The sequence below is a fragment of the Streptomyces sp. NPDC096040 genome (genome assembly GCF_040303265.1).
GTDB lineage: Bacteria > Actinomycetota > Actinomycetes > Streptomycetales > Streptomycetaceae > Streptomyces.
Genome location: NZ_JBEOTA010000003.1, coordinates 279,057 through 300,839, shown reverse-complemented (window position 1 = coordinate 300,839; position 21,783 = coordinate 279,057). Strand labels below are relative to the sequence as shown.

The window sequence follows — 21,783 nt, the reverse complement described above, 5'->3', positions numbered from 1 at the left end:
GTGGTCACTGGTTGCCGTCCGTTTCGTTCCCGCAGCTCCAGCACTTGCGGCGGCCGTCAGCCGTGACGGCGTGCGCGCGGGTGGAGCGCTCGCGGGTGCAGTAGTGGTATTCGGCTGCGTCGACCTCGCCGGCCGCGTGCATGGCGGCCAGCGGGTCGGCGCGGTGTTCCTTGAGGGCCGCCGCGGTGGCGGCCGGGACCATCGGCCAGTCCAGGCGCACGCCCAGGGCCTCCAGCTCCCGGCCCGGCGTGCGGGCCAGGTAGTCACGGAAGGAGGTGTTCTGCTCGTACGCCCACTTCACCTGGGCGGCGTGCAGCTCGGCCAAGGTCTTGCGCTGCATCCAGCGGTGCCGGTTGGCGATCCGCCACACCACGTCACAGGCGGCGATGGCGTCCACTTGGGAGTCGTGGGCCGGGCCGCTGAGCGGCACGCAGTAGTGCGTGCACAGGTCGCCCAGGGTCCGCCGGCCGCGCCGGTAGCGGTCCACCTGCTTGTCCAGGACGCGCGGGTCCAGGACGTACGGGGTGACCCGCTCAGCGAGCGGCACGACGCCGAGGCGCCGCGCTGCCCGGTCCAACAGGGTCAGGTCAAAGGGGGCGTTCATGGCGACCACCGGGTGGCCGCCCTCCATGGCGGCCACCAGGGCGTCGATGACCTCGGCCACGACGACCGCCGGGGCCTGGCCCTGGGCGGTCGCCTGCTCCGTGGTCCACCCGTGCACCGCCGTCGCCTCGGCCGGGATCTCGAACTCCGGCATAGCCACCCAGGGGCGGGCGGCGGTCGGCCGGCCGCCGCCATAGCGGACGACGGCGGCCGTGACGATGCAGTCCACCTCCGGGTTGGTGCCGGACGTTTCGAGATCCAGGCCCACGAGGGGGCGACGGTGCCAGGTCATCAGCGCATCCCGCCCTTAGGGCCGCCGCGCTGCTTCTTGCCCCGGTAGGCACGGCCCTGCTTGGACCGCTTCACCGGCAGCCGGCCGGGCGCCTCCTGGCTGCCCTCGGCCGCGCGGTGGGCCCGCTCGGCCTCGGCGACCAGGGCGGCCCGCTCCGGGTCCGGGGCGTGCACGATCTGCACGTCGCCGCGCTCGCCGGCGTCGTCCGCCTCCACCAGCGCGGCCAGCTCCGCCGAGGTGGGCACCCACGGGAACAGCGCCTTCAACCCGCTCTTGAGCATCATGTGGTCGAAGTCGCGGTGCCAGTAGGAGTCTTTACGCCCGTTCTGCTCGGCGAGCTTGTAGCCGTAGCTCCACTCGTCGCGGAGCTGGGCGGCCTTGGTCCGGTTGACGAACACCACTTGAGAGCGGGACCCGTCCTTGAGGCGCACGAACGCGTACGCGAACACCGCCTTGCCGCGCTCCTCGTCGGACAGGTCCGGCCGGGTCTTGAGGGTGAAGTCATCCGGCGCCGGGGCGGACGGCCGCACCTCCCACTCGTCGTTCTCGTGGACCAGGCCGCAGTGCACCGAGGCCACCAGGCCGGACCGGTACATCAGCCGCACGTAGCCCTTGTACGTCGGGATGAACACGGCCTTGGTGCCCTGCACCTGGATGGCAGCCTCGTAGCCGTCCGGCACCAGGCCGAACCGGGCGCAGGTGAGCAGCGCCATGCGCAGGGACGCGGGCGTGCACCCGGCGACTTTGGGCAGCAGGGCGGCCACGGCGGCCTGGAACGCCTCGTACGGCACGTGCTTGGGCAGGGACGCGGCGAACTTGTCACCGTGCTTGTCCAGGTACGCCTGGACGGCGTCCACGCGGGCCGGGGTGGCCTCCGCCACGGGGGGCACCACCGGCTCGGTGGTGGGCTGCTCGGGGGCGGGGCGCCCGCCGCCAGTAGCGGCGAGCACCCGGTCCATCAGCGTCTCAGTCAAGGTCAGACCTCCTTGGAGGGCACGCGCAGCACACGGGCGCGGAACTGGGTGTAGATGGCGGGGTGTTCGGCGGCCAGGCGCTTGGTGTCGATGCCGGTCTTCGTGACCTCGTACTGCTTGGCCAACTCCGGGTGGGCCTTGGCGAACTTGGCGGGGGCGAAGTTGCCGTTCTGCTTCCAGGTCCACGCCACCCGCCCGCCGGGCGTCTTGACGATCTCGTTCTCCCGGGCGAGCAGGCGCATGGTGTTCTGCACCTCGTCCAGGCGGCGCTGGGCCCGCTCGATGGCGGCGCCCAGGGCGGCCTCCCGGCGCCGCAGGTTGCGGGCCTGCTCGACGGCCACCTCGGCCACGGCGTCGACCTTGACGTCCCACAGGTGGGCCAGCAGGTCCTTGGTGCCGGGCAGGCCGTCCGCCTCGGGCTCCTCGCCCTCCACGATGTGCCGCTGCCACCAGTCGCCGGTCCACTGGACCAGGTGCTGGACCAGGTCCTCACGGCGCGCAACCTCGTGCCACCGCAGCTTGTTGCCGCCCACGCAGGCGGCGACGTAGCCCTTACGCCAGCCGCCCACGGCCTGGTACCACAGGTTCTGGATCTGCGGGGCGTCCGGCGCCTCGTCCTGCTCCCAGTCGCTCAGCTGCCACTCGGTGCGGTTCTTGCACTCCAGCGGCCCGGCGACCGCGCCGCTGTCCGTGTCCAGCGCCAGCCGGTCGACGTTGCCGAGCATCCACGGCCGCTCGACGTTGGCGTACGTGCCGGACGGGACGACCACCCGGATACCGGTCCGGCGGGAGAACACCCGGGCAATGGGCTCCTCCATCTCCCGGCCGAACTCCATGGCCTCGGTGTCGAAGTCCTTGCCTCGGCCGTGCTTGTCCTCGAAGACGTGCCACGGGCCCTTGCCCTTGATGAACCCGAGCAGCACGGCGACGTCGGAGCCGCCCAGGCCGTTCTGGCGCTCGGCCAGCCAGCGCTCCCGATAGGCCGGGTCGTGCATGTCCCCCGTGGGCAGAACCACGTGGGCCTCCGGGGCCAGGTCCACCCCGGGGATGGCGGTCTCGGTCATGATGGCGGTCACTGGGCGGAGTCCTCTCGGATGGTGCTGGTCTGGAGCAGGTAGGCGGCGGCCTGGCGGGCGCTCGTGCGGCCGTCCCGGCCGCCTGTGAGCCACGCCCGGATGCGGTCGGCGTCCTCGGCGTAGCCGCGGCGGACGAGCAGGTCGACGGCCCAGCGGGCGCTCACGTACCGGTCCACGGTCTGGTGAGCGGTCATCACCACGGCTACGGCCTGCGGGAGTTGCTCGGGCACGTCGGCGGCCGGGGTGATGCCGTGGACGTAGCGCACCCACAGGCCGCGCCCCTCATGGCCCACCGTCCGGTAGGCGTCGAAGTGGCCGGCGGGCTCGTACGCGGTCATCGCGCCCGCGCGCACCTGGGTGGCGGAGGCCCGGGCACTCTCGACGGTCCGGTACTGGCCCACCCGCTGCCACTGGCCCGGGGCCGCCTTGGCCCGGGCGGCCACCTGCCGGTGGTCGGCGATGCGCTCGTACTCGCGGTACAGGCCGCCCATCAGCGCCCACCCCCCGTCAGCTCCCGCAGGAACTCCACGGCCTGCAAGGTGGACAGGTGGCCCCGGTTGTTCTTGACCTCGCCGCGCACCAGCGCGGCGGCGTCCAAGTGGCCGTGCCGCGCCAGCAAGTTGGCGGCCTGGCTGGCGTGCGGGCCCACCTCCTGAGCGGCGTAGGCGGCCTGGACCAGGTCCGCCGGGCTCTCCCGGTCCTCCTGGCGGGCCTCCGCCACCACGGCCTCGTACACATCGCCATGGCCGCAAGAGTTGGTCCACCGGTCCACCACGAAGTGGTCGCCGTCGTGGACGAACCGGAACGCTCGGATGGTGTCCACGCCGCGCGGACCGCCACAGCGCGGGCACCGCGAGGAGATCGTCACGGTGAGGACGCCCACGCCCTCATAGCCGTGGCCGTCGCCGTCGTGGCGCACGCGGACGGTCATCCGCTTCGGCAGGCGCGGCACCGCCTGGTCGCCCGCGATGTAGCGCAGCCACACCGACTCGCCGTCCTCGCAGGCGGCGGTGTACGCCTCCCAGTGACCGGCGCCCTTGAACTCAGCGGCGGTGCCGTTGTTGATGCGGCCAGCCGTGGTGCGGGCGCCACGCACGGTGGGGTAGGCGTCCAGCCGTACCCAGGTGCCGCGCTGCTCGCGGGCCGCGGTCGCCACGGCGGCGAACGCCTGGCGCCGGGCCGCGGTCAGGTTGGTGGGGGACATTGCGCCTCACCAGCCCTTGCGGGTCTGGGGCTTGATGCCCTCGGCGATGGCCTGGCGGGCGGCGGCCTGCGACGGGTGACCGAACAGGACCGCGCACTGGCGACAGTCCTCGCCCGGGCACTCGCCGCTGTCGCCCGGCGGGGTGTGGGCCGCGCGGTACGCCGCGTACGCGGCGGGGACCAGCAGCACGAGAGCCACCAGGGCGGCGAAGACCATTTCGGGGGTCACTGGGCACCTCCCTGGAGGTTGGTCGACGCCCCAGCGGCCGCCGTCTTGAGACGGTTCTTCTGAGAGGCTTCGCGGTGGCAGGCCCGGCACTCACGCCGCCCCCGCGAGACGCGGGCGTTGGCCTCGTCGAACGGGTGGCCGTTGTCGCAATGCGTCTTGCGGCTCTGCCAGACGCGCCCGCGCTCATTGCGGTCCCGCATGTTCTCCTGGTGGGTCCCGGTGCGGAGGTGCGCGGGATTCACGCAGAGCGGGTTGTCGCAGCTGTGCAGGATGAACAAGCCGCTCGGCACGCGGCCGTTGTGCGCCTCGTAGCTGGAGCGGTGCGCGTAAAGCTGGACGCCGTCGATCTTGAAGCGCCCGTAACCGGCGGCGGTGCTGGCCGTCCGTCCCTGACACTCGCCGTTCTCGGCCGGCCTGGTGTTAGCGGCGAGCCGGGCAAGGGCCCGTTCCCTTCCGCTCGGGAAGTCATAGATACTGCGCGTCATGGGTTGGACCTCGATTCATGGGATTGAGGTACGGCCTGGGTTGGCGGGGCGGTCTGGACCCGGCACGGTCCGTTCGGCCCCGCCGCCGTCACACAGGCGCGGTCGCACGCCTGCGGCCCTGGGCAGGCTTGAGCCCGGACAGCGGCGAGACGCTCGGCGTGGCGGGGGTCGGCTCCGCTGGTTCGGCCGGCAGGTTGATGACGGCCCGGGCCTCGGCGGGGAGGACGGCCTGCATGGCCTGAATCACCCGCAGGTCGCACATGCAGAAGACGGCGGGATTCGCGCCGAACTTCTGGTGCGGCAGCTTGCTGATGTGGTCCTCCAGCCACCGGCGCTTGATCTTGAGAGCGGTGGCGGCCTCGTCGTAGTCGAGGTTCCGGACCTCGGTACAGACGCAGTGCGTGCGCGTCCAGGCGGTCACGAGGCACCCGCCCCCACCGTCTGACGCTTCGCCTCCAAGACGACGACGGGGCAGTTGAGCGCCTCGGCGAATTTGTTCAGAACCCGCGGGGTGGCATTGCGGGCCCCCGATTCGATCTTGCTCACGAGCTGTTGGCTGACGCCGCACCGCTCGGCGAGTTCCTCCTGTGTCAGGCCCGACTTCTCGCGGGCGTAGATCACGGCAGCCGGCTCATGGTTCAGCGGACGCCTGCGGCGCCCTCCAGGCGGATGGGTCATGAGATCAAACTAGCCGCCACTAGCGTCTAGTGCAACCACTAGGCGTAGTGGCGTGTAGTGGCTACGTAGTGGCGTGTAGTAGCCCAGAGGGGGCGCACGGCGCGTAAACTAGACGGACTAGTGCGCATACACTTGACGAACTTCACTACAAATTCGCACCGCCCTGGATGGCGGACTAGCGTCTAGTCGTGGGAAGCTGCCCAGCATGACTAAGAGCCCGAGCCCCGCCCCCCCGCCAGAGGCCGCGCTCATCAAGGCCGCCTTGAAACGGAAGCGGATCCGCGTCGAAGACGCGGCCAGACAGGCGGGCATCAGCCGCTCCCGCTGGGGCCAGATCATCGCCGGCTATCAGTCGGTCAGCGGCCAGCGGATCGAGGTGAACGCGCCGGACGACACCCTGGCCCGCATGTGCCTGGCCGTCGGCGTCACCTCCGCACAACTCGCCGAGACCGGCCGCACCGAGGCCGCCGACCTCCTGGCGGAACTGGAGACGCCGACAGGCGCCACCGCGGCGCCGACCGCCGCCCGATACGCGAACGACCCCCACATCGACGCCATCGCGGCACTCCTCACGACCCTGCCACCCGAGGCGCAGGACGAAGTCCTCCGCAGGGTCGGCCGCACCGAGCCCTCCCGCACACAGCAGGAACCAGGCGACCAGCACCGTCGCGCGAGTTAACACACATCACAAAAACGTTACGAATTCACATAAAGCACACAATGCGTGACTAAGCGTCACAGGATGCCCCGACAGGTAGAAAGCAGTTTCTCAGGGGGCAAACGTGCAAGACGTCTTACTCGCTGGGGTCCTCGGCGCGGCGGTCCTGGCGATCGTCCTCCTGCACCGGGCCCAGCAGAAACACGCGGCGCTGATCACCGAACTGCGGGCCGAGGTCACCGCCCAGAAGATCGCCGCCCTCACGCAGCAGCCGATGGCCACCGTGCCCGAGGAGGACGAGGCACTGGAGCCGGTTCGACGCAAGCGGCACCTCGCCCTGTACATCGGCAGCGGCGTCGCTGCGGTCCTGTCGTCGCTCGGCGAACGCCTCCGCTCCCTCTGGCAGCGGCATCGGGCCGCGACCGCCACGGGCACCGCCGTAGTCGTCGCTACTGCTGGAACCGCCGCCGCGCTGTACCTCACATCCACCGAGAGCGCGCCGCCGGCCCCCGGCCCAGCCACCCCGCCCGCAGCCGCCCCGGAGGCGGCCTCGACCGAGAACAACGGCGAGGACAATGCGGCAGCGCCGGACGACGCGGACTACCTCACCACGGACGAGAGCAGAGACCCAAAGGCGGCGGGCAGTGACCGAGCCGAGCCGAAAGAGCAGCCGTCAGGCGGCGTCAGCCCGACCGACACAGAGCAGCCCGGCAGCACACCGACGCCCGGACAGAGTCCGTCCACGCCCAGCACCACCCGCCCGGCCGATCCTGCGCCGCCCACCCAGAACCCACCGTCATCCACGAACACTCCAGGCAAGGACAAGACACCTCCAGCACACGGAAGGCACAACGGGAAGAACGACGACTGCCGTGGCGTCGGCATCGGCGTCCGGCCGGTCCTTGAGTTATGCGCCGAACTCACGACGCACCACGGCCACTGAAACGAGTCACGACACACACGACCACAAGGGGCCCGCGAAGGGCCCCTTGGTCGCCCACCGGAAAAACAGGTCACGCGACCGGTTTCGGCGCTGCCGCGATTCATCTCCGACCACGGCCGGGTCAGCCGCAGCGGAGCCGTCAGGTGACCGACTCCCGGCCGCTCTCACCTCGCTGGGGGTGCTGTCCGCAAATCCGCAGCGCCTCCGTACGGGCAGCAGCGAACTCCGCGCGCACTGCATCCTCGTCGGTCCCCCAGGCCCGCACCTCCGTGACCGACTCCGGCCCATTGCTCCACTCAACCGACCGGAGCGCTGGCTTCTCGGTGTACTCGGACTCGAAGTCCCACCACCACCCGCCGCGAAGCTCCGCCGACCCTGGGTCCACCACAACCTCGGATCCGTCCACCGCGTGCAAGAGCGGGCCCAAGTGCCATACCCACGCCCGGCGCGGCATTTGGGTACGCACGGCCTGCAGCGCGGTCGCCGTATCGGACGCCCCGTTGTAGCTCACCGCCCAACCGTCAGTCGACAACTTGTCGACGTGCACTGGGCCTCCGTGCTCCCGCACCCATCGCTCCGCCGTCGTCTCTGCGTCGTCTGGGTCCCAGAAGGGCACTTGGTACAGGCCGAGTTGCGCAACATACACCGCCCGCCCCGCCCCAGGTCCAGGAGCGAAGTGCGGCAGTGGGGCACTGGCCGGCTGCGTGTACCCCATGACTCGGTCCAGGGTTTCCAAAGCTGCCTTGTGTGCCGTCTCCAGCAGGTGCCCGTACCGGTCAGATGTGGTCTTGATGGACTCGTGGCCGAGGCGCCGCTGCACGTAGGTCAGGCTGTGGCCATCGGACAGCAGCGCGGCCACGTGCGAGTGCCGCAGATCATGAGGCGTGGGGTACTTCCAGTCCGGTAGCACTCCACGCCGCTTGGCCTCAGCGACCGTGGACAGCCACCGTTCATAGAACGTGGAATGCGCGAGCCGTTCACCGCTGCCGTTCGGGAAGAGCAAGTCGTCCTTGCCGAGTTGCCCGAGCCCGAAGTCCTGGAGGTCCTGCCACAGGCCAGCAGTGATCTCCACTGTCCGGCGCCCAGCCCTGGTTTTCGGTGGTCCTAGCCACCACACGTCAGGAGGTCCCGGGTCGCGTTTCCACGCTCGCGTCACGCGCACTTCGTACCGGCCGGCCTGCGGGCTGCGGACATGCTTCGCCGCAAGGGCTGTAACTTCGCCCCACCGCAGACCAGTTCCGTAGATGAACCGGACGAGCATCTTGTCTCCGGCACGAGAGAAGCAATCGATGAGGCAGGTGACCTCCTCGGGAGTCATGAACTCCATCTCGTCGGTCGACTCGTGCTCACCGAGGCCTCGGTCGTCATCCTTCGGCAGCCGGGTCAGATCGCAAGGGTTGCGGTCTCGTAACGGCGGCTCAGCGATGACGGCCTCTTTGAGGATGGACGAGAGAAGACCGTGCAGGCCGCGCAGCGTTTCCGGCGACATGTCCTTGATCTTGCCGCCACCCTTCCTCTTACCGCTGCCCCGGCTACCGCCGACCTGGACCTGAGTCTTCTTCATCTTGTTGATCCAGGCCGCGATGGTCGCCTTGCTGAAGTGCTCGGTGCTGCGGACGTCGCAGTTGCCGAAGGTCGGGTTGAGGTACATCTCTACTGCGCGCTGCCGCTGGCGTTTGTACCTCTTGCCGGCCGTTCGGTTCTCGATGGACTGCTGGGCCCAGTTGTCGAAGCGGTAGCGCAGTTCCTCCCCCGCCTGGGCGGCCGCGTCAACGTAGCCCTCCCCTTTGACCCACCCAGGCGGCCAGTTCTGCCCGGCCTCATCGACAGCGTTCTTGAACAGCTCGGCCGCATCCTTGCCGGCCTCGTCGCCGTCGAAGCGCTCGTGCTGCCACTCGCCGGTGCGCTTGCCGCCAGCTCTCCATTTCACCTGGTAGCTGACGACGTCGCCCTCTTTGTTCGTTCGCGGAATGACGCTCGCCATGGGGCGGAACAGTAGCGCCGTGTTCCCGCGGTGTTCCCGCAAGCCTGTGGATATCGGCCATAGTTCGGCCGTTTCCGCAGGTGATGCTAGTGGAAGCAGGAACGGCCGCAGCCCCCGCACAGCGGGCTGCGGCCGTCTGTTCCGACCCGTCCGTGGCAGGTCAGAGGGCGAGGCCGGTGAGGACCAGGACTCGCTCGTAGGTGTAGTCGTCCATCGCGAACTTGACGCCCTCGCGGCCGACGCCGGACTGCTTGGCGCCGCCGTACGGCATCTGGTCGGCGCGGTAGGAGGGGACGTCGCCGATGACGACACCGCCGACCTCAAGGGCGCGGTGGGCACGGAAGGCGGTCTGGAGGTCGTGGGTGAAGACGCCCGCCTGGAGGCCGTACTTGGAGTCGTTGGCGGCGGCGAACGCCTCGGCCTCGCCGTACACCTTGTGCACGGTGAGGACGGGTCCGAAGACCTCCTCGCAGGAGATGGTGGTGTCGGCCGGGACCTCGGTGAGGACGGTGGGCGCGAAGCTGGCGCCGTCGCGGTCGCCGCCGGTGACCAGGGTGGCGCCGGCCTCGACCGCCTCCTTCACCCACGCCTCGACGCGCTCCGCGGCGGCCTCGCTGACCAGCGGGCCGACGTCGGTCCTGTCGTCGGCGGGGTCACCGGTGACCTGGGCCTCGACGGCGGCGACGATGCGCGGGAGCAGACGGTCGTAGACGGTCGCGTCGGCGATGACCCGCTGCACGGAGATGCAGGACTGGCCGCCCTGGTAGTTGGAGAAGGTCGCGATGCGGGTCGCGGCCCAGTCGAGGTCGGCGTCGCTCGCGTAGTCCCCGAGGACGACGGCCGCGCCGTTGCCGCCCAGTTCCAGGGTGCAGTGCTTGCGCGGGACCGAGTCCATGATCGAGTAGCCGACCTTCTCGGAACCGGTGAAGGAGATGACCGGGAGGCGCTCGTCCTGGACGAGGGCGGGCATCTTGTCGTTGGCGACCGGGAGGATCGACCAGGACCCATCGGGGAGGCCGGTCGTCTCGGCGAGCAGGTCGCCGATGATCAGGCCGGAGAGGGGGGTGGCGGGGGCCGGCTTGAGGATGATCGGCGCGCCCGCGGCTATGGCCGGGGCTATCTTGTGCGCGCACAGGTTGAGCGGGAAGTTGAACGGCGCGATACCGAGGACGACGCCCTTCGGGAAGCGGCGGGTGAGCGCCAGGCGACCCTGGCCACCGAGGTCGGTGTCGAGCCGCTGGGCCTCGCCGCTGTTGAAGCGCCGGGCCTCCTCGGCGGCGAACCGGAACACGGAGACGGCGCGGCCGACCTCGCCGCGCGCCCACTTGATCGGCTTGCCGTTCTCGGCGGAGATCAGCTGGGCTATCTCCTCGGTGCGCTCGACGAGGCGCCGGCTGACGTGGTCGAGGGCGGCGGCCCGGACGTGTGCCGGGGTGGCGGCGAACTCGTCCCGTACGGCGTACGCGGCGGCGACCGCTTCCTCGACCTGCGCGTCGGTGGGCACGCTGACCTGGCCGACAAGGCGCCCGTCCCACGGGCTGGTGACGTCGAAGGTGTCCTCGCCGGTGACCTGACGGCCGGCGAGCCAGAAGGCGTGGGTGGCGGTCATGAGAGTCCCGGCCCTTCCGCGTGTGGGGATGTTCTTGGCTTTCAACGTCCACCGTAGGCGCGGGAAGGGGAAGCGACGCTTGTCCGGGGTGTAGTGGTGGGGGGCGGGGGTGCGCCGGTTTGGCAGGGGCGAATCGGGCGGGGTGGAGTCCCGGGTGCCGGTCAGTCCGCCGATGTCGCCTTCAGCGCCAGCCACAGCTCCATCCGGGCGTCCGGGTCGTCCAGGGAGCGGCCCAGGATCTCCTCGACCCTGCGCATCCGGTACCGCAGCGTATGGCGGTGGACGCCCAGGTCGGCGGCCGCCGCGTCCCACTGGCCGTGCCTTGACAGCCAGGCCCGCAGGGAGGCCACCAGGTCGCCGCGGCCCGTCGCGTCATGCTCGTACAGCGCCCGCAGCAGACCGTCCGCGAACGCCTTCACCGCGTCGTCGGCCAGCAGCGGCAGGACCGAGCCGGCGGCCAGCTGCTCGTGCTCGACCAGCACCCGGCCCCGCCGCCGGGCCACCGACAGTGCCTGTTCGGCCTGCTTGTAGGCGGCCGCCGCGCCGATCGGGCCGGACGGGGCGGACATGCCCACGACCAGGTCGTCCTGCGCGGCGGCGTCCTGCTCCGGTACGGCCCGCGCGGCCTCGCGCGCCGCCGCGTGCTCGACGCACGCGCCCACCGCGGCACCCCCGTCCGCGGCCAGTACCACCAGCCGCTCCCCCTCCGGCACCACCAGCACCGCCTCCCCGGCGCGCGCCGCGGCCGACTCGACCGCCTCCGCGAGACCGGTGAGCAGCTCGGCGCCCCCGTCCGCGACGATCATCCGGAAGGGTGCGTCGAGAAGTCCGCCGTACAGATCCCCGGCGACCCCCCGGGCGTGGTCCGGCTGCCCGGCGAGCAGCATCCGCAGCACCGCAGCGCCCACCCTCTGTTCGGCCGCGTGCAGCGAACGGGAGCGTTCCGTCGTAAGGGTGAGCAGGGCGATGGCCGAGTGGACGGCGTAGCGCTCGGCCGTGCCCAGGGCCGCCGCGGTGCCGACCGCCAGGGCCGCGCGGGGCCTGCGGCCGGTGCCCAGCGAGTGCAGCTCCACCCGGTCCTCGTTGTCCGGGCCGCCCACCACCGATGAAGCCGGCGCCGGGCGTTCCCGCAGCCGTTCCACCTCCGCGGTCAGCCGTGCCGCCCGGCGTCCCGCCCACTCCGGTGCGGTGGCGACGACCGCGCCCGAGGCGTCGTACAGCGCCGCCCAGCCGTCCACCTGCGAGGCGAGCGCGGCGAGCAACCCCTCCGGTCCGGCGTTCAGCGCCTGCCTGGTCAGTTCGCGCTGGGCGGCGAAGCCCGCGGTCACCGCCCGGTACTGGTCGGCCGCTATCGCCGCCGACACGGCCTTGCTGATGGCGAGGAAGGGGGTGCGGCGCGGCACCTCCAGCAGGGGCAGACCCTCGTGTTCGGCCGCGTCGACCAGGGCCTTGGGAATCTCCTCGTAGTGGACCCCGATGGCGAAGCCGAGGCCCACCACGCCCGCTCCCACCAGGCGTTTCACATACCGTCGCATGGCCTCCGGATCGTCCGCGTCCAGCTTCAGCGCGGTGATCAGGAGAAGTTCCCCACCCTCCATGTACGGCACGGGGTCGGCGAGTTCGCTGGCATGGGCCCAGCGCACGGGCACGTCGAGGCGGTCCTCGCCCGCGCGCACGGTCAGTTTGAGCGCGGAATGGTGGACGAGCGAGGCGAGCGTCGGTGGCATCAGGCCGTCAGATCTTCTCTTCGGTCGTGCACACGTGAGGACATGCACGGGGACAGTGGGCCTTTGGCCGTCTCGTACGAACGGCTTCTATCGATTCTGCCTCACTGTACGGTCGCGTGTGCCTCCCTGTTCAGACCCGGCCGGCGCCGCCCCTGAGGTCCACCAGCAGCGGGGGCGCGTGCTCGCCCTTGACGGTCGTCAGGGAGAGGACCGCATGGCCCGCCGGCACGCCGTGGGCGAGCTCGGAGGCCGACCAGCGCTCGCGCTCCACCTGCCGGACGGTGACCGCGCGGGCCGTGGGTGCCTTGCCGGTGATGACCCGCCGTGCGACGTGCAGTGCCTTGCCCGCCGGGGTCTCCGCGATGATCTGGCGGTCGGTGACGTCCCGGGTCTCGGTCCACTCCTTGCCCCAGACCTCGGCGAAGTCCTGGCCGTCCCAGGGGGTGAGGCCGGCGAAGGCCATACGGCAGCCGGTGGCCCCCAGCAGGGGGGCGCGCAGGGGGCGGGGTACGTCGTCCAGGGTGCGTAGGGTCAGCGCCACGCCCGCGTTGGCCGACCGCAGACGCTGGACGGCGCGTACCGCCTCCGGTGTCACGACACCCGTCGCGTCGTCCAGGAGCAGACAGGCGAAGAGCGAACGGTCGTCCCGTACCGTCACGCTCGCCGTGAACTGGGCGAGCACCAGCCGGGCCAGGATGCGGGAGGCGTCCGCGTGGCCGCGCTCGGGCAGGTCGATCCGGACCCGGACAGGGTGGTCGAGGGCCTTGAGGGAGAAGGGCCGGGACTGGCCGGAGGTGTCGAAGAAGCCCGCGAAGGCCGGGCGGTCGAGGAGAGCGATGCGGTCGGCGAGGACCGATCCCACGTCCCCCGGCTGCCCCATCTGCCGCTCCCGGGCGTCGAGTTCGCGCAGCAGCGACTCGTGTCCTGTTGCCGTCAGCGCCTTGCGGAGCGCGGCCACGGGGCCTGGGGCGCCGTCGAGGAGCTGGCGAAGTTCGGGTACGGAGGGGAAGCGGCCGTGGACCGCCTTGAACGGGCCGAGCAGCTGGGCGAGGACGGTGGTGGAGCGGCGGCTGTCGCTGCCGGGATGCGGATCGGCGAGGTCGCCGACGAGGGCCTCGGCGAGTATGGCGGCGGCCTCGTCGGGGTCGGTGGTGCCGCCGTACAGGTCGAGGTCGTAGACGGACTCGGGGTGGGCGATACGGACGACGACGTCGTAGGAGTCGGCGGGTCCGAGCCCGGAGCCGGCCGCGCCGACGACGACCACGGAGGCGCGGCCGGCGAGCGCGTGCAGGCAGAGCGACTCGGCGAGCGGGCGCACGAGCGCGCCGGTCTTGCCGGAGCCGGCCGGGCCGACGGCGAGCAGGGAGGTACCGAGCAGTTCCGGGCCGAGGGCGAGGCCGGTGTCCCGGTAGCGGTAGGGATTGCGGGGGTCGTCGGCGGTCGTGCCGAGCCGCACCTGGCCGGTGACCAGGTCGTGCCGGGCGTGCCGGGCGGGCAGGTCGCGTTCCCCGGAGGGGTGCGGACAGGCGGCGGCGCCGTCCTTGACCACGGCGGCGGAGAAGGACGCCATGCTGTGCCGGCCGCTGCGTACGCCCTGCCAGGCCCGGGCGATCCGGGCGTGGTCCACGTCCCCCATCAGCCCGGCGCGCGCCTCGGCGGCCAGCCGGTCGGCGGCGTCGTGCGCACCGGCGGCACGGAGGTGGGGCCACTGGGCGGGGTCCTGCTCGGGAGCGGGGGGCCGTTCGGCGGCGGGGGTGGTGGCGGTCTGGGTCCAGGCGCGCGGGCCGAAGCGACGCCAGACCTCGCCCCAGCGACCCAGCCGGCCGACGACGAGCACGATCGCCCCGGCGACGACGATGTACCAGAGGTAGCCGACCACAACGCGCTGGATCGAGTGACTCGGCGCCCAGGAGTCCGGCACCAGGACCTCAGGGGGCAGGAGGAACCAGCCGCCCAGATAGCCGTTCCACAGCAGCGACCAGACCAGCCACCCCACCAGGAAGGCGATCAGCGCCCCGCTCAACAGCTGCCGGGCCGGAACCTGGTCGGGCTCCTCGTCGGGCCGGGACCGGTACCCGAACCGCCACACCCCCGGCGCCGCCTCCGGCCTGGGCGCCCGCAGCCAGCTCAGAAATGCCGAGCCGTCCGGCGGCGGAGGCACCGTCGGTGGCGCCGTCGGCCGCGGCGGCACCGCGCCCGCATCCTGCGGTCCCGCCGGACGCGGCACAGGATTCGCATGCGTACCCCGCGCGTCCCGCGTCCCGTCGCTGTCCATCGCCGTCGCTCCCTGACCAGCCGTTCCGTCCACCGTCAGCGGTCAATCTAACGCCCCGGCCAAGGGAGTTCACCGATTGCGCGGCCGAGCCGGTCGAGGCGTTCCGGATATGGCCGGTCGTCGATGTCGAAAGCGGAGGCCCAACCGGACGGTGATGCGACGGGGCTGCCGACGCCCGGCAGGCAGCGCCGCGCGGGACCGCCGCCGGACGGCGGGGGCGTGGCCTGGGACGATGCGTGCCGCCGGGGCAGCCGACAGCCCGTGCACGCCGGCGGCCGGGGCTGGTACCGATGACGAGCGCGTATGCCGACGACCGGGACGGCCGTCCGCGGATCGCCGGTCACCCGCACCGGCGCTGTGCCGTCTCCCGGCCCGGTGAACGGCCGACCGGTCGCCCTCGCTATGTCCACCGCGGACAATGGCACCGCCTGACAACACCCACATGGAGCATGCCCACGTCCCACACCCGGACCTAGCCTGCGAAGAAAGAAGGAAAGCGTCCGGATACGCACCGCCGGAGCCGCCCCGGGGCCGCCGGACACGCACAGCGCCCCGGAACGCACGATTCATCAGGGAGCCCCCCATGACCGCACTTCCGCAGGAGCGCCGCGTCGTCACCGCCATCCCCGGCCCCAAGTCGCAGGAGCTGCAGGCCCGCCGCACCGCCGCGGTCGCGCAGGGCGTCGGTTCCGTGCTGCCGGTGTTCACCGCCCGCGCGGGCGGCGGCATCATCGAGGACGTCGACGGCAACCGTCTGATCGACTTCGGTTCGGGTATCGCGGTGACCAGCGTGGGCGCCTCCGCCGAGGCCGTCGTACGCCGGGCCGCCGCCCAGCTGGCCGACTTCACCCACACCTGTTTCATGGTCACCCCGTACGAGGGCTATGTGGCCGTCGCCGAGGCGCTGGCCGAGCTCACCCCGGGTGACCACGCCAAGAAGTCCGCGCTGTTCAACAGCGGTGCCGAGGCCGTCGAGAACGCCGTCAAGATAGCGCGCGCCTACACCGGGCGGCAGGCGGTCGTCGTGTTCGACCACGGCTACCACGGCCGGACCAACCTCACCATGGCGCTGACCGCCAAGAACATGCCGTACAAGCACGGCTTCGGGCCTTTCGCGCCCGAGGTGTACCGGGTACCGGTGGCGTACGGCTACCGCTGGCTCACCGGCCCGGAGAACGCCGGTGCCGAGGCCTCCGCCCAGGCCATCGACATGATCAACAAGCAGATCGGCGCGGACAACGTGGCGGCGATCATCATCGAGCCGGTGCTCGGCGAGGGCGGCTTCATCGAGCCCGCCAAGGGCTTCCTGCCGGCGATCAGCCAGTTCGCCAAGGACAACGGCATCGTGTTCGTCGCCGACGAGATCCAGTCCGGGTTCTGCCGTACGGGTCAGTGGTTCGCGTGTGAGGACGAGGGGATCGTCCCGGACCTGATCACCACGGCGAAGGGCATCGCCGGTGGTCTGCCGCTGGCCGCCGTCACCGGTCGCGCCGAGATCATGGACGCCGCGCACTCGGGCGGCCTCGGCGGCACCTACGGCGGCAACCCGGTCGCCTGCGCCGGTGCGCTCGGTGCCATCGAGACCATGAAGGAGCTGGACCTCAACGCCAAGGCGAAGGCCATCGAGGCGATCATGAAGCCGCGCCTGTCCGCCATGGCCGAGAAGTTCGACGTCATCGGCGATGTCCGGGGCCGCGGCGCGATGATCGCCATCGAGCTGGTCAAGGACCGTACGACCAAGGAGCCGAACCCGGAGGCGACCGCCGCCCTCGCCAAGGCCTGTCACCAGGAGGGCCTGCTGGTCCTGACCTGTGGCACCTACGGCAACGTGCTGCGCTTCCTGCCGCCGCTGGTCATCGGCGAGGACCTCCTCAACGAGGGCCTCGACATCATCGAGCAGGCCTTCGCTCGGATCTGAGCCACAGGCTTCTCGCAGCCCGCTCAGAGGGTGTCGAACCCCTGTGTCACAGCCGTCCCTCGCCTCCCACCTGGCGTTATGTGGGGGGCTGGGGCGGCCCCCGTCAGGCCGTGTGAAGAAGGTGTGCGAGGTGGATGACGGGACGCGATTCCGCCTGTCGCCACGCCTGACCCTGCCGTAGGTTCTAACCAGATGAGAGATACACCCCGCCCACAGGGGACTGTGGGCGATTTCAGGCCGGGGCCTCCCCAGCTTCGACCTGGTCGTGCCCTCGCGCACACAACCGGTGCCTCTGGTTCCGGATCTCCTCACCGATCGGACGGTCGCTCGCCCCAAACCCCCCGGGGCGCGCGACATTCCGATCCGGACGGCCGCCCCGGAACCACCCCCCCTGTTCCGGGGCGGCCGACCTCCTTCCTTCTCCTTCCCCTCGCGGGACTCCTGGGCCTTCCGGCCCTTCTCTTCGCGCTGATCACCTGGCAGGTCGTGGCCCACGGCCCCCTGCTCCGCCTGGACAGCCGTCTGAGCAGCGCACTCGTCCACCCGGACCGGTTCTCCGAGCTCCTCTCCGACCTCGGGAACATGCCGGTCGCGGTCCCGGTCCTGGTGCTCGTCATCGGATACGTCGCCTGGCGCGGCCGTTCCACTGGTACAGACCGCTGGTGGCTGCCGCCCACCGCGGCCGCCGTCCTGATGGCCCTCGTCCCCGCGATCATCGTGCCGGTCAAGGACTGGACCGCCCGTCCGGGGACCCCGGTGGTGCCCCCGGCGGTCGGCTACTTCCCCTCCGGCCACACGGCGACGGCGGCGATCGCATACGGCTCCGCGACCCTGCTCCTCCTCCCCTGGCTCCACTCCCGCGCCGCCCGCCGCACCCTCGTGGCCGTCTGCGCGACCCTCGTCCTCGCCGTCTCCTACGGGCTGGTCCGCCGCGGCTACCACTGGCCGCTGGACGTGGCGGCCAGCTGGTGCCTGTGCACGGCCCTGCTGACGGCACTGCGGTTGCTGCTCACCCGAAGTACGCGTCGAAATTCCGCTGGAACTCCCAGTTCGAGAACCGGTCCCAGTTGACCGACCAGGTCATCAGACCGCGCATGGCCGGCCAGGTGCCGTGGGTCGTGTACGAGCCGCAGTTCGTCTTCTTCGTCAGGCAGTCCAGGGTCTTGGTGACCTCGGCCGGGGCGACATAGCCGTTGCCCGCGTTGGTCGAGGCCGGCATGCCGATCGCGATCTGGTCGGGGCGCAGCGGCGGGAAGACGTTGTTGGCGTCACCCGCCACCGGGAAGCCGGTGAGCAGCATGTCGGTCATCGCGATGTGGAAGTCGGCGCCGCCCATGGAGTGGTACTGGTTGTCGAGGCCCATGATCGGCCCCGAGTTGTAGTCCTGGACGTGCAGCAGGGTCAGGTCGTCGCGCAGGGCGTGGATGACGGGGAGGTACGCCCCGCAGCGCGGGTCCTGGCCGCCCCACTTGCCGGTGCCGTAGTACTGGTAGCCCATCTGCACGAAGAAGGTCTCCGGTGCCATGGACAGCACGAACTTCGAGCCGTACTTGGCCTTCAGGGTCTTCAGCGCGGAGATCAGGTTCACGACCACCGGGGTCGTCGGGTTCTTGAAGTCCGTGTCGTTCGCGTCCAGGGACAGCGAGTGGCCCTCGAAGTCGATGTCGAGGCCGTCCAGACCGTAGGTGTCGATGATGTTCGAGACGGAGGAGACGAAGGTGTCCCGGGCGGCGGTCGTGGTCAGCTGGACCTGGCCGTTGGCGCCGCCGATCGATATCAGTACCTTCTTGCCGGCCGCCTGCTTGGCCTTGATGGCCGCCTTGAAGTCGGCGTCGCTCTCGACGTTCGGGCATTCCGTCACCGGGCAGCGGTTGAAGCGGATGTCCCCGGAGGTGGCCGAGGTCGGCTCGCCGAAGGCCAGGTCGATGACGTCCCAGCTGTCGGGGACGTCGGCCGGCCGGGTGTAGCCGGAGCCGTTGGCGAAGGAGGCGTGCAGGTAGCCGACCAGGGCGTGGGTGGGCAGGCCGGTGGAGCCTCCGGAGGAGCCGGCGGTGGTCGTGGCGGTCACCGCGGCCGACTTCGCGGACTCGCCGGAGCCGTTCACGGCGGTTACCTGGAAGCTGTACGCGGTGGAGGGTGTGAGCCCGGCGACCGTGGCCGAAGTCCCGCTCGCCGTCTGGACCTTCGCACCGTCCCGGTAGACGGCGTAGCTGGTGGCGCCGGTGACCGCCGTCCAGGACAGGGCCACGCCGGACGACGTGATCGTGCCGGTCTTCAGCCCTGTCGGTGCGGCGGGTGGCTGGCCCGTGGCGCCGCCGGGGCCGACGAGGGAGATGTCGTCGGCGTAGTAGGCGCCGGTGCCGTACCAGCCGTGGGTGTAGATGGTGACCTTGGTCGTGGAGGCGCCGGTGGTGAAGGTGGTGGTGAGTTTCTGCCAGTCGGGGGCGGACTGGGTCCAGGTGGAGACGTCGGTGGTGCCGGTCCCGCTCGCGCCGAGGTAGACGTAGGAGCCGCGGACGTAACCGGACAGGGTGTACTGCGCGTTGGGCTGTACGGTCACCGTCTGCGCGCACTGGGCGTTGTCGCTGCCGGCCGGGGTCGCCTGCAGCGCGGAGCCGCCGCTGTGCACGGGTGAGCCGACCGTCGTACCGCTTCCCGCCGTGCAGCTCCAGGCGGTCAGGCCGGCCTCGAAGCCACCGTTGGCGGCGAGATCCGCGTCGGCCGCACGGGCGGCCGACGAGAGCGCGGTGATACCGGACACGGCCAGCAGACCGGCCGCGAGCATGGTGAGGACAGGTCTGGCGCGTACCACAAGTGCCTCCGGGGATGGGGGATTTGGAGGTGGGATGCGCGCTCAACTTGGTCCAGACCAATTTACTTGTCAAGACCTACGGGAAAGCGCCCCGTAGGGGCGCGGGGCTGTGACATGTGCGGTTCCGCGGCGTGGGCGCGACCAGCCACAACCAAGCCGCGGCCGACCGACACCCTCACGCGAACGGCGTCCAGTCATCGGCCAAGCCGGCCGCGGCCTCGTGCATCGCCAGCTCCAGCAGCCCCGGATCCGTCAGCGTCCCCGACCCGTCCGGCATCACCAGCCACCGCACCCCCTGGGTCGCCCGGCCGGGATACGGCACGACGATCCAGGTGCCGGCACCCGCCGTGCGGATCCCGGTGCCGAGCCACCGCGCGGCCGTGCCGGGCGGCACGAAGAAGCCCACCCGGTTGTCCCCGAAGTCGACCAGGACGGGCCCTGGTCGGTCGAGGACGCGGGTGAGCACGTCGAGGGTGGGGTAGCCGAGCTCGCCCGGCAGAATCAGTACGTCCCAGGCCTTGCCTGCGGGCAGCAGCGCGATCCCCAGGGGGTTGCGCTCCCATTCCCAGCGGCATGCCTCGGGGTCAGGTGCGACGGATGCCAGCCATTCGACCGCCGTCTTCGCCCCAGTCATCAGAAGACCTCCCAGACCCACGCATCGACGCGGGCGTCGCGTCACGTGGAGAGAGGGAGGTCTTCCCAGGGCATTACGCGGGTTTCGCCACCCCGTTGGAGTGACCTGGATCAGGCCGTGCAGGCCGCCCGCGCCGGCCGGGGCGGGGCGGGCGAGGAGGCCGGCGGGACCGGCCCCGCACAGTCCGGGCAGGCCGGGCAGGCCGCCCGGTCCGGCGACCTGGGCCAGTACATATGACCAGGCGGGTCAGCTGTCGAAGCCCAGTCCCAGCCGGTCCATCGCCTTCAGCCACAGGTTGCGGCGGCCCCCGTGGGCGTCGGCGCGCGCCAGCGACCACTTGGTGAGGGCGATGCCCGTCCAGGCGAACGGCTCCGGCGGGAACGGCAGCGGCTTCTTGCGGACCATCTCCAGCCGGGTGCGCTCGGTCTCCTCGCCGGCCAGCAGGTCCAGCATCACATCGGCGCCGAACCGGGTCGCGCCGACACCGAGGCCGGTGTACCCGGCCGCGTACGCCACCCTCCCCTGATGGGCGGTGCCGAAGAACGCCGAGAAGCGGGAGCAGGTGTCGATCGCGCCGCCCCACGCGTGCGTGAAGCGGATGCCCTCCAACTGCGGGAAGCAGGTGAAGAAGTGCCCGGCGAGCTTGGCGTAGGTCTCGGGGCGGTCGTCGTACTCGGCGCGGACCCGGCCGCCGTAGTGGTGGATGGCGTCGTAGCCGCCCCAGAGGAGGCGGTTGTCCGCCGACAGCCGGAAGTAGTGGAACTGGTTGGCCGAGTCGCCGAGGCCCTGCCGGTTCTTCCAGCCGATCGCGCCGAGCTGCTCGGCGGTGAGCGGCTCGGTCATCAGGGCGTAGTCGTAGACCGGCACGGTGTAGGCGCGGACCCGCTTGAGCAGGTTCGGGAAGATGTTGGTGCCGAGCGCGACCCGCCGGGCGCGGACCGAGCCGTACGGGGTGCGTACGGCCATGCCGGCGCCGTACGGCTTCAGGTCCAGGGCGGGCGTGTGCTCGTACATCCGGACCCCGAGGGCGAGGCAGGCCTGCTTGAGGCCCCAGACGAGCTTGGCCGGGTTGAGCATGGCCACGCCCCGGCGGTCCCACAGGCCGGCCTCGAAGGTGGGCGAGGCGACCTGCTCGCGCACGGCGTCGGCGTCGAGGAACTCGATGCCGTCCGCGAGGCCCTTCCGCTCCAGCTCCTTGTGCCAGTCGCGCAGGTGCCACGCCTGGTAGGGCTCGGTGGCCACGTCGATCTCGCCGGTGCGCTCGAACTCGCAGTCGATGCCGTGCCGGGCGACCGCGGCCTCGATCTCGTCGAGGTTGCGCAGGCCCAGCTCCTCAAGGCGGTGGATCTCGCCGGGCCAGCGGGCGAGCCCGTTGGGCAGCCCATGGGTGAGGGAGGCGGCGCAGAAGCCGCCGTTGCGGCCGGAGGCGGCCCAGCCCACCTCACGGCCTTCCAGCAGGACCACCTCGCGCCCGGGGTCGCGCTCCTTGGCGTTGAGCGCGGTCCACAGTCCGCTGTATCCGCCGCCGACGACCAGCAGGTCGCAGGTGTCGGCGCCGGTGAGCGCGGGCTCGGGGTGGGGCTTGCCGGGGTCTTCGAGCCAGTACGGGACCGGCTGTGCTTCGGAGAGAGACTTGGTCCAGGTTGCCTGACGGCTCATGGCGCTTGGGGCCATGATTTTCAA

Annotated in this window: 20 protein-coding genes; 4 read left to right on the top strand and 16 right to left on the bottom strand. The window is 71.2% G+C overall.

Annotated elements, in window-relative coordinates; all coding sequences use genetic code 11:
- Positions 1–4: 4 nt before the first annotated feature.
- From ABTY98_RS05035 to ABTY98_RS04995, 9 genes are all read right to left on the bottom strand, one after another.
- Positions 5–895 carry an exonuclease domain-containing protein gene (locus ABTY98_RS05035; protein WP_352219463.1) on the bottom strand — a complete coding sequence of 297 codons (891 nt, stop codon included), beginning with the start codon at positions 893–895 and terminating at the stop codon, positions 5–7.
- A complete protein-coding gene (locus ABTY98_RS05030; protein WP_352219462.1) occupies positions 895–1,869 on the bottom strand; it encodes a recombinase RecT in 975 nt (324 codons plus the stop codon). Before ABTY98_RS05030 ends, ABTY98_RS05035 begins: the two co-directional genes overlap by 1 nt.
- Positions 1,870–1,871: 2 nt before the next feature.
- Positions 1,872–2,945, bottom strand: a complete 1,074-nt coding sequence (locus ABTY98_RS05025; RefSeq protein ID WP_352219461.1) for a YqaJ viral recombinase family nuclease — start codon at positions 2,943–2,945, stop codon at positions 1,872–1,874.
- Positions 2,942–3,436, bottom strand: a complete 495-nt coding sequence (locus tag ABTY98_RS05020; protein WP_352219460.1) for a hypothetical protein — start codon at positions 3,434–3,436, stop codon at positions 2,942–2,944. Before ABTY98_RS05020 ends, ABTY98_RS05025 begins: the two co-directional genes overlap by 4 nt.
- Positions 3,436–4,149 carry a hypothetical protein gene (locus ABTY98_RS05015; protein ID WP_352219459.1) on the bottom strand — a complete coding sequence of 238 codons (714 nt, stop codon included), beginning with the start codon at positions 4,147–4,149 and terminating at the stop codon, positions 3,436–3,438. Before ABTY98_RS05015 ends, ABTY98_RS05020 begins: the two co-directional genes overlap by 1 nt.
- Before the next feature lie 6 nt (positions 4,150–4,155).
- On the bottom strand, positions 4,156–4,377 hold the full coding sequence (locus ABTY98_RS05010; RefSeq protein ID WP_352219458.1) for a hypothetical protein: 222 nt from the start codon (positions 4,375–4,377) through the stop codon (positions 4,156–4,158).
- Positions 4,374–4,862, bottom strand: coding sequence for an HNH endonuclease signature motif containing protein (locus ABTY98_RS05005; RefSeq protein ID WP_352219457.1), 489 nt, complete (start codon positions 4,860–4,862; stop codon positions 4,374–4,376). Before ABTY98_RS05005 ends, ABTY98_RS05010 begins: the two co-directional genes overlap by 4 nt.
- Before the next feature lie 88 nt (positions 4,863–4,950).
- Positions 4,951–5,283, bottom strand: coding sequence for a hypothetical protein (locus tag ABTY98_RS05000; protein ID WP_352219456.1), 333 nt, complete (start codon positions 5,281–5,283; stop codon positions 4,951–4,953).
- The gene (locus ABTY98_RS04995) at positions 5,280–5,540 is read right to left on the bottom strand and encodes a helix-turn-helix domain-containing protein (protein WP_352219455.1); all 261 of its coding nucleotides are present in this window, start codon (positions 5,538–5,540) and stop codon (positions 5,280–5,282) included. The genes ABTY98_RS05000 and ABTY98_RS04995 overlap by 4 nt, the downstream gene beginning before the upstream one ends.
- Positions 5,541–5,745: 205 nt before the next feature.
- On the opposite strand from ABTY98_RS04995, the gene ABTY98_RS04990 reads away from it, so the two are divergent.
- Entirely contained in the window at positions 5,746–6,219 is a 474-nt protein-coding gene (locus ABTY98_RS04990; RefSeq protein WP_352219454.1) for a helix-turn-helix domain-containing protein, read from the top strand.
- Positions 6,220–6,322: 103 nt separating this feature from the next.
- Entirely contained in the window at positions 6,323–7,141 is an 819-nt protein-coding gene (locus ABTY98_RS04985) for a hypothetical protein (protein WP_352219453.1), read from the top strand.
- A 139-nt stretch (positions 7,142–7,280) separates the two neighbouring features.
- Here the strand turns inward: ABTY98_RS04985 and ABTY98_RS04980 are convergent, their stop codons facing one another.
- The 4 genes from ABTY98_RS04980 to ABTY98_RS04965 all read right to left on the bottom strand — a co-directional run bounded on the left by ABTY98_RS04980 (position 7,281) and on the right by ABTY98_RS04965 (position 14,736).
- Positions 7,281–9,125 carry a tyrosine-type recombinase/integrase gene (locus ABTY98_RS04980; RefSeq protein WP_352219452.1) on the bottom strand — a complete coding sequence of 615 codons (1,845 nt, stop codon included), beginning with the start codon at positions 9,123–9,125 and terminating at the stop codon, positions 7,281–7,283.
- A gap of 160 nt (positions 9,126–9,285) precedes the next feature.
- Positions 9,286–10,734 (bottom strand): aldehyde dehydrogenase family protein, encoded by a 1,449-nt coding sequence (locus ABTY98_RS04975; protein WP_352219451.1) that lies wholly within the window; start codon positions 10,732–10,734, stop codon positions 9,286–9,288.
- A 161-nt stretch (positions 10,735–10,895) separates the two neighbouring features.
- On the bottom strand, positions 10,896–12,461 hold the full coding sequence (locus tag ABTY98_RS04970; RefSeq protein ID WP_352219450.1) for a PucR family transcriptional regulator: 1,566 nt from the start codon (positions 12,459–12,461) through the stop codon (positions 10,896–10,898).
- Between the two features lie 130 nt (positions 12,462–12,591).
- Entirely contained in the window at positions 12,592–14,736 is a 2,145-nt protein-coding gene (locus tag ABTY98_RS04965) for a type IV secretory system conjugative DNA transfer family protein (RefSeq protein WP_352219449.1), read from the bottom strand.
- A gap of 583 nt (positions 14,737–15,319) precedes the next feature.
- On the opposite strand from ABTY98_RS04965, the gene gabT reads away from it, so the two are divergent.
- Both gabT and ABTY98_RS04955 read left to right on the top strand, forming a co-directional pair.
- Positions 15,320–16,654 (top strand): 4-aminobutyrate--2-oxoglutarate transaminase, encoded by a 1,335-nt coding sequence (gene gabT, locus ABTY98_RS04960; RefSeq protein WP_352219448.1) that lies wholly within the window; start codon positions 15,320–15,322, stop codon positions 16,652–16,654.
- Positions 16,655–16,846: 192 nt separating this feature from the next.
- The gene (locus ABTY98_RS04955) at positions 16,847–17,725 is read left to right on the top strand and encodes a phosphatase PAP2 family protein (protein WP_352219447.1); all 879 of its coding nucleotides are present in this window, start codon (positions 16,847–16,849) and stop codon (positions 17,723–17,725) included.
- Here the strand turns inward: ABTY98_RS04955 and ABTY98_RS04950 are convergent.
- From ABTY98_RS04950 to ABTY98_RS04940, 3 genes are all read right to left on the bottom strand, one after another.
- On the bottom strand, positions 17,664–19,439 hold the full coding sequence (locus ABTY98_RS04950; protein WP_352219564.1) for a chitinase: 1,776 nt from the start codon (positions 19,437–19,439) through the stop codon (positions 17,664–17,666). The two genes, ABTY98_RS04955 and ABTY98_RS04950, sit on opposite strands and share 62 nt — an antisense overlap.
- 202 nt (positions 19,440–19,641) lie before the next feature.
- Positions 19,642–20,100 carry a hypothetical protein gene (locus tag ABTY98_RS04945; protein WP_352219446.1) on the bottom strand — a complete coding sequence of 153 codons (459 nt, stop codon included), beginning with the start codon at positions 20,098–20,100 and terminating at the stop codon, positions 19,642–19,644.
- 246 nt (positions 20,101–20,346) lie between these two features.
- Positions 20,347–21,774 (bottom strand): NAD(P)/FAD-dependent oxidoreductase, encoded by a 1,428-nt coding sequence (locus ABTY98_RS04940; RefSeq protein WP_352219445.1) that lies wholly within the window; start codon positions 21,772–21,774, stop codon positions 20,347–20,349.
- Positions 21,775–21,783: the final 9 nt, after the last annotated feature.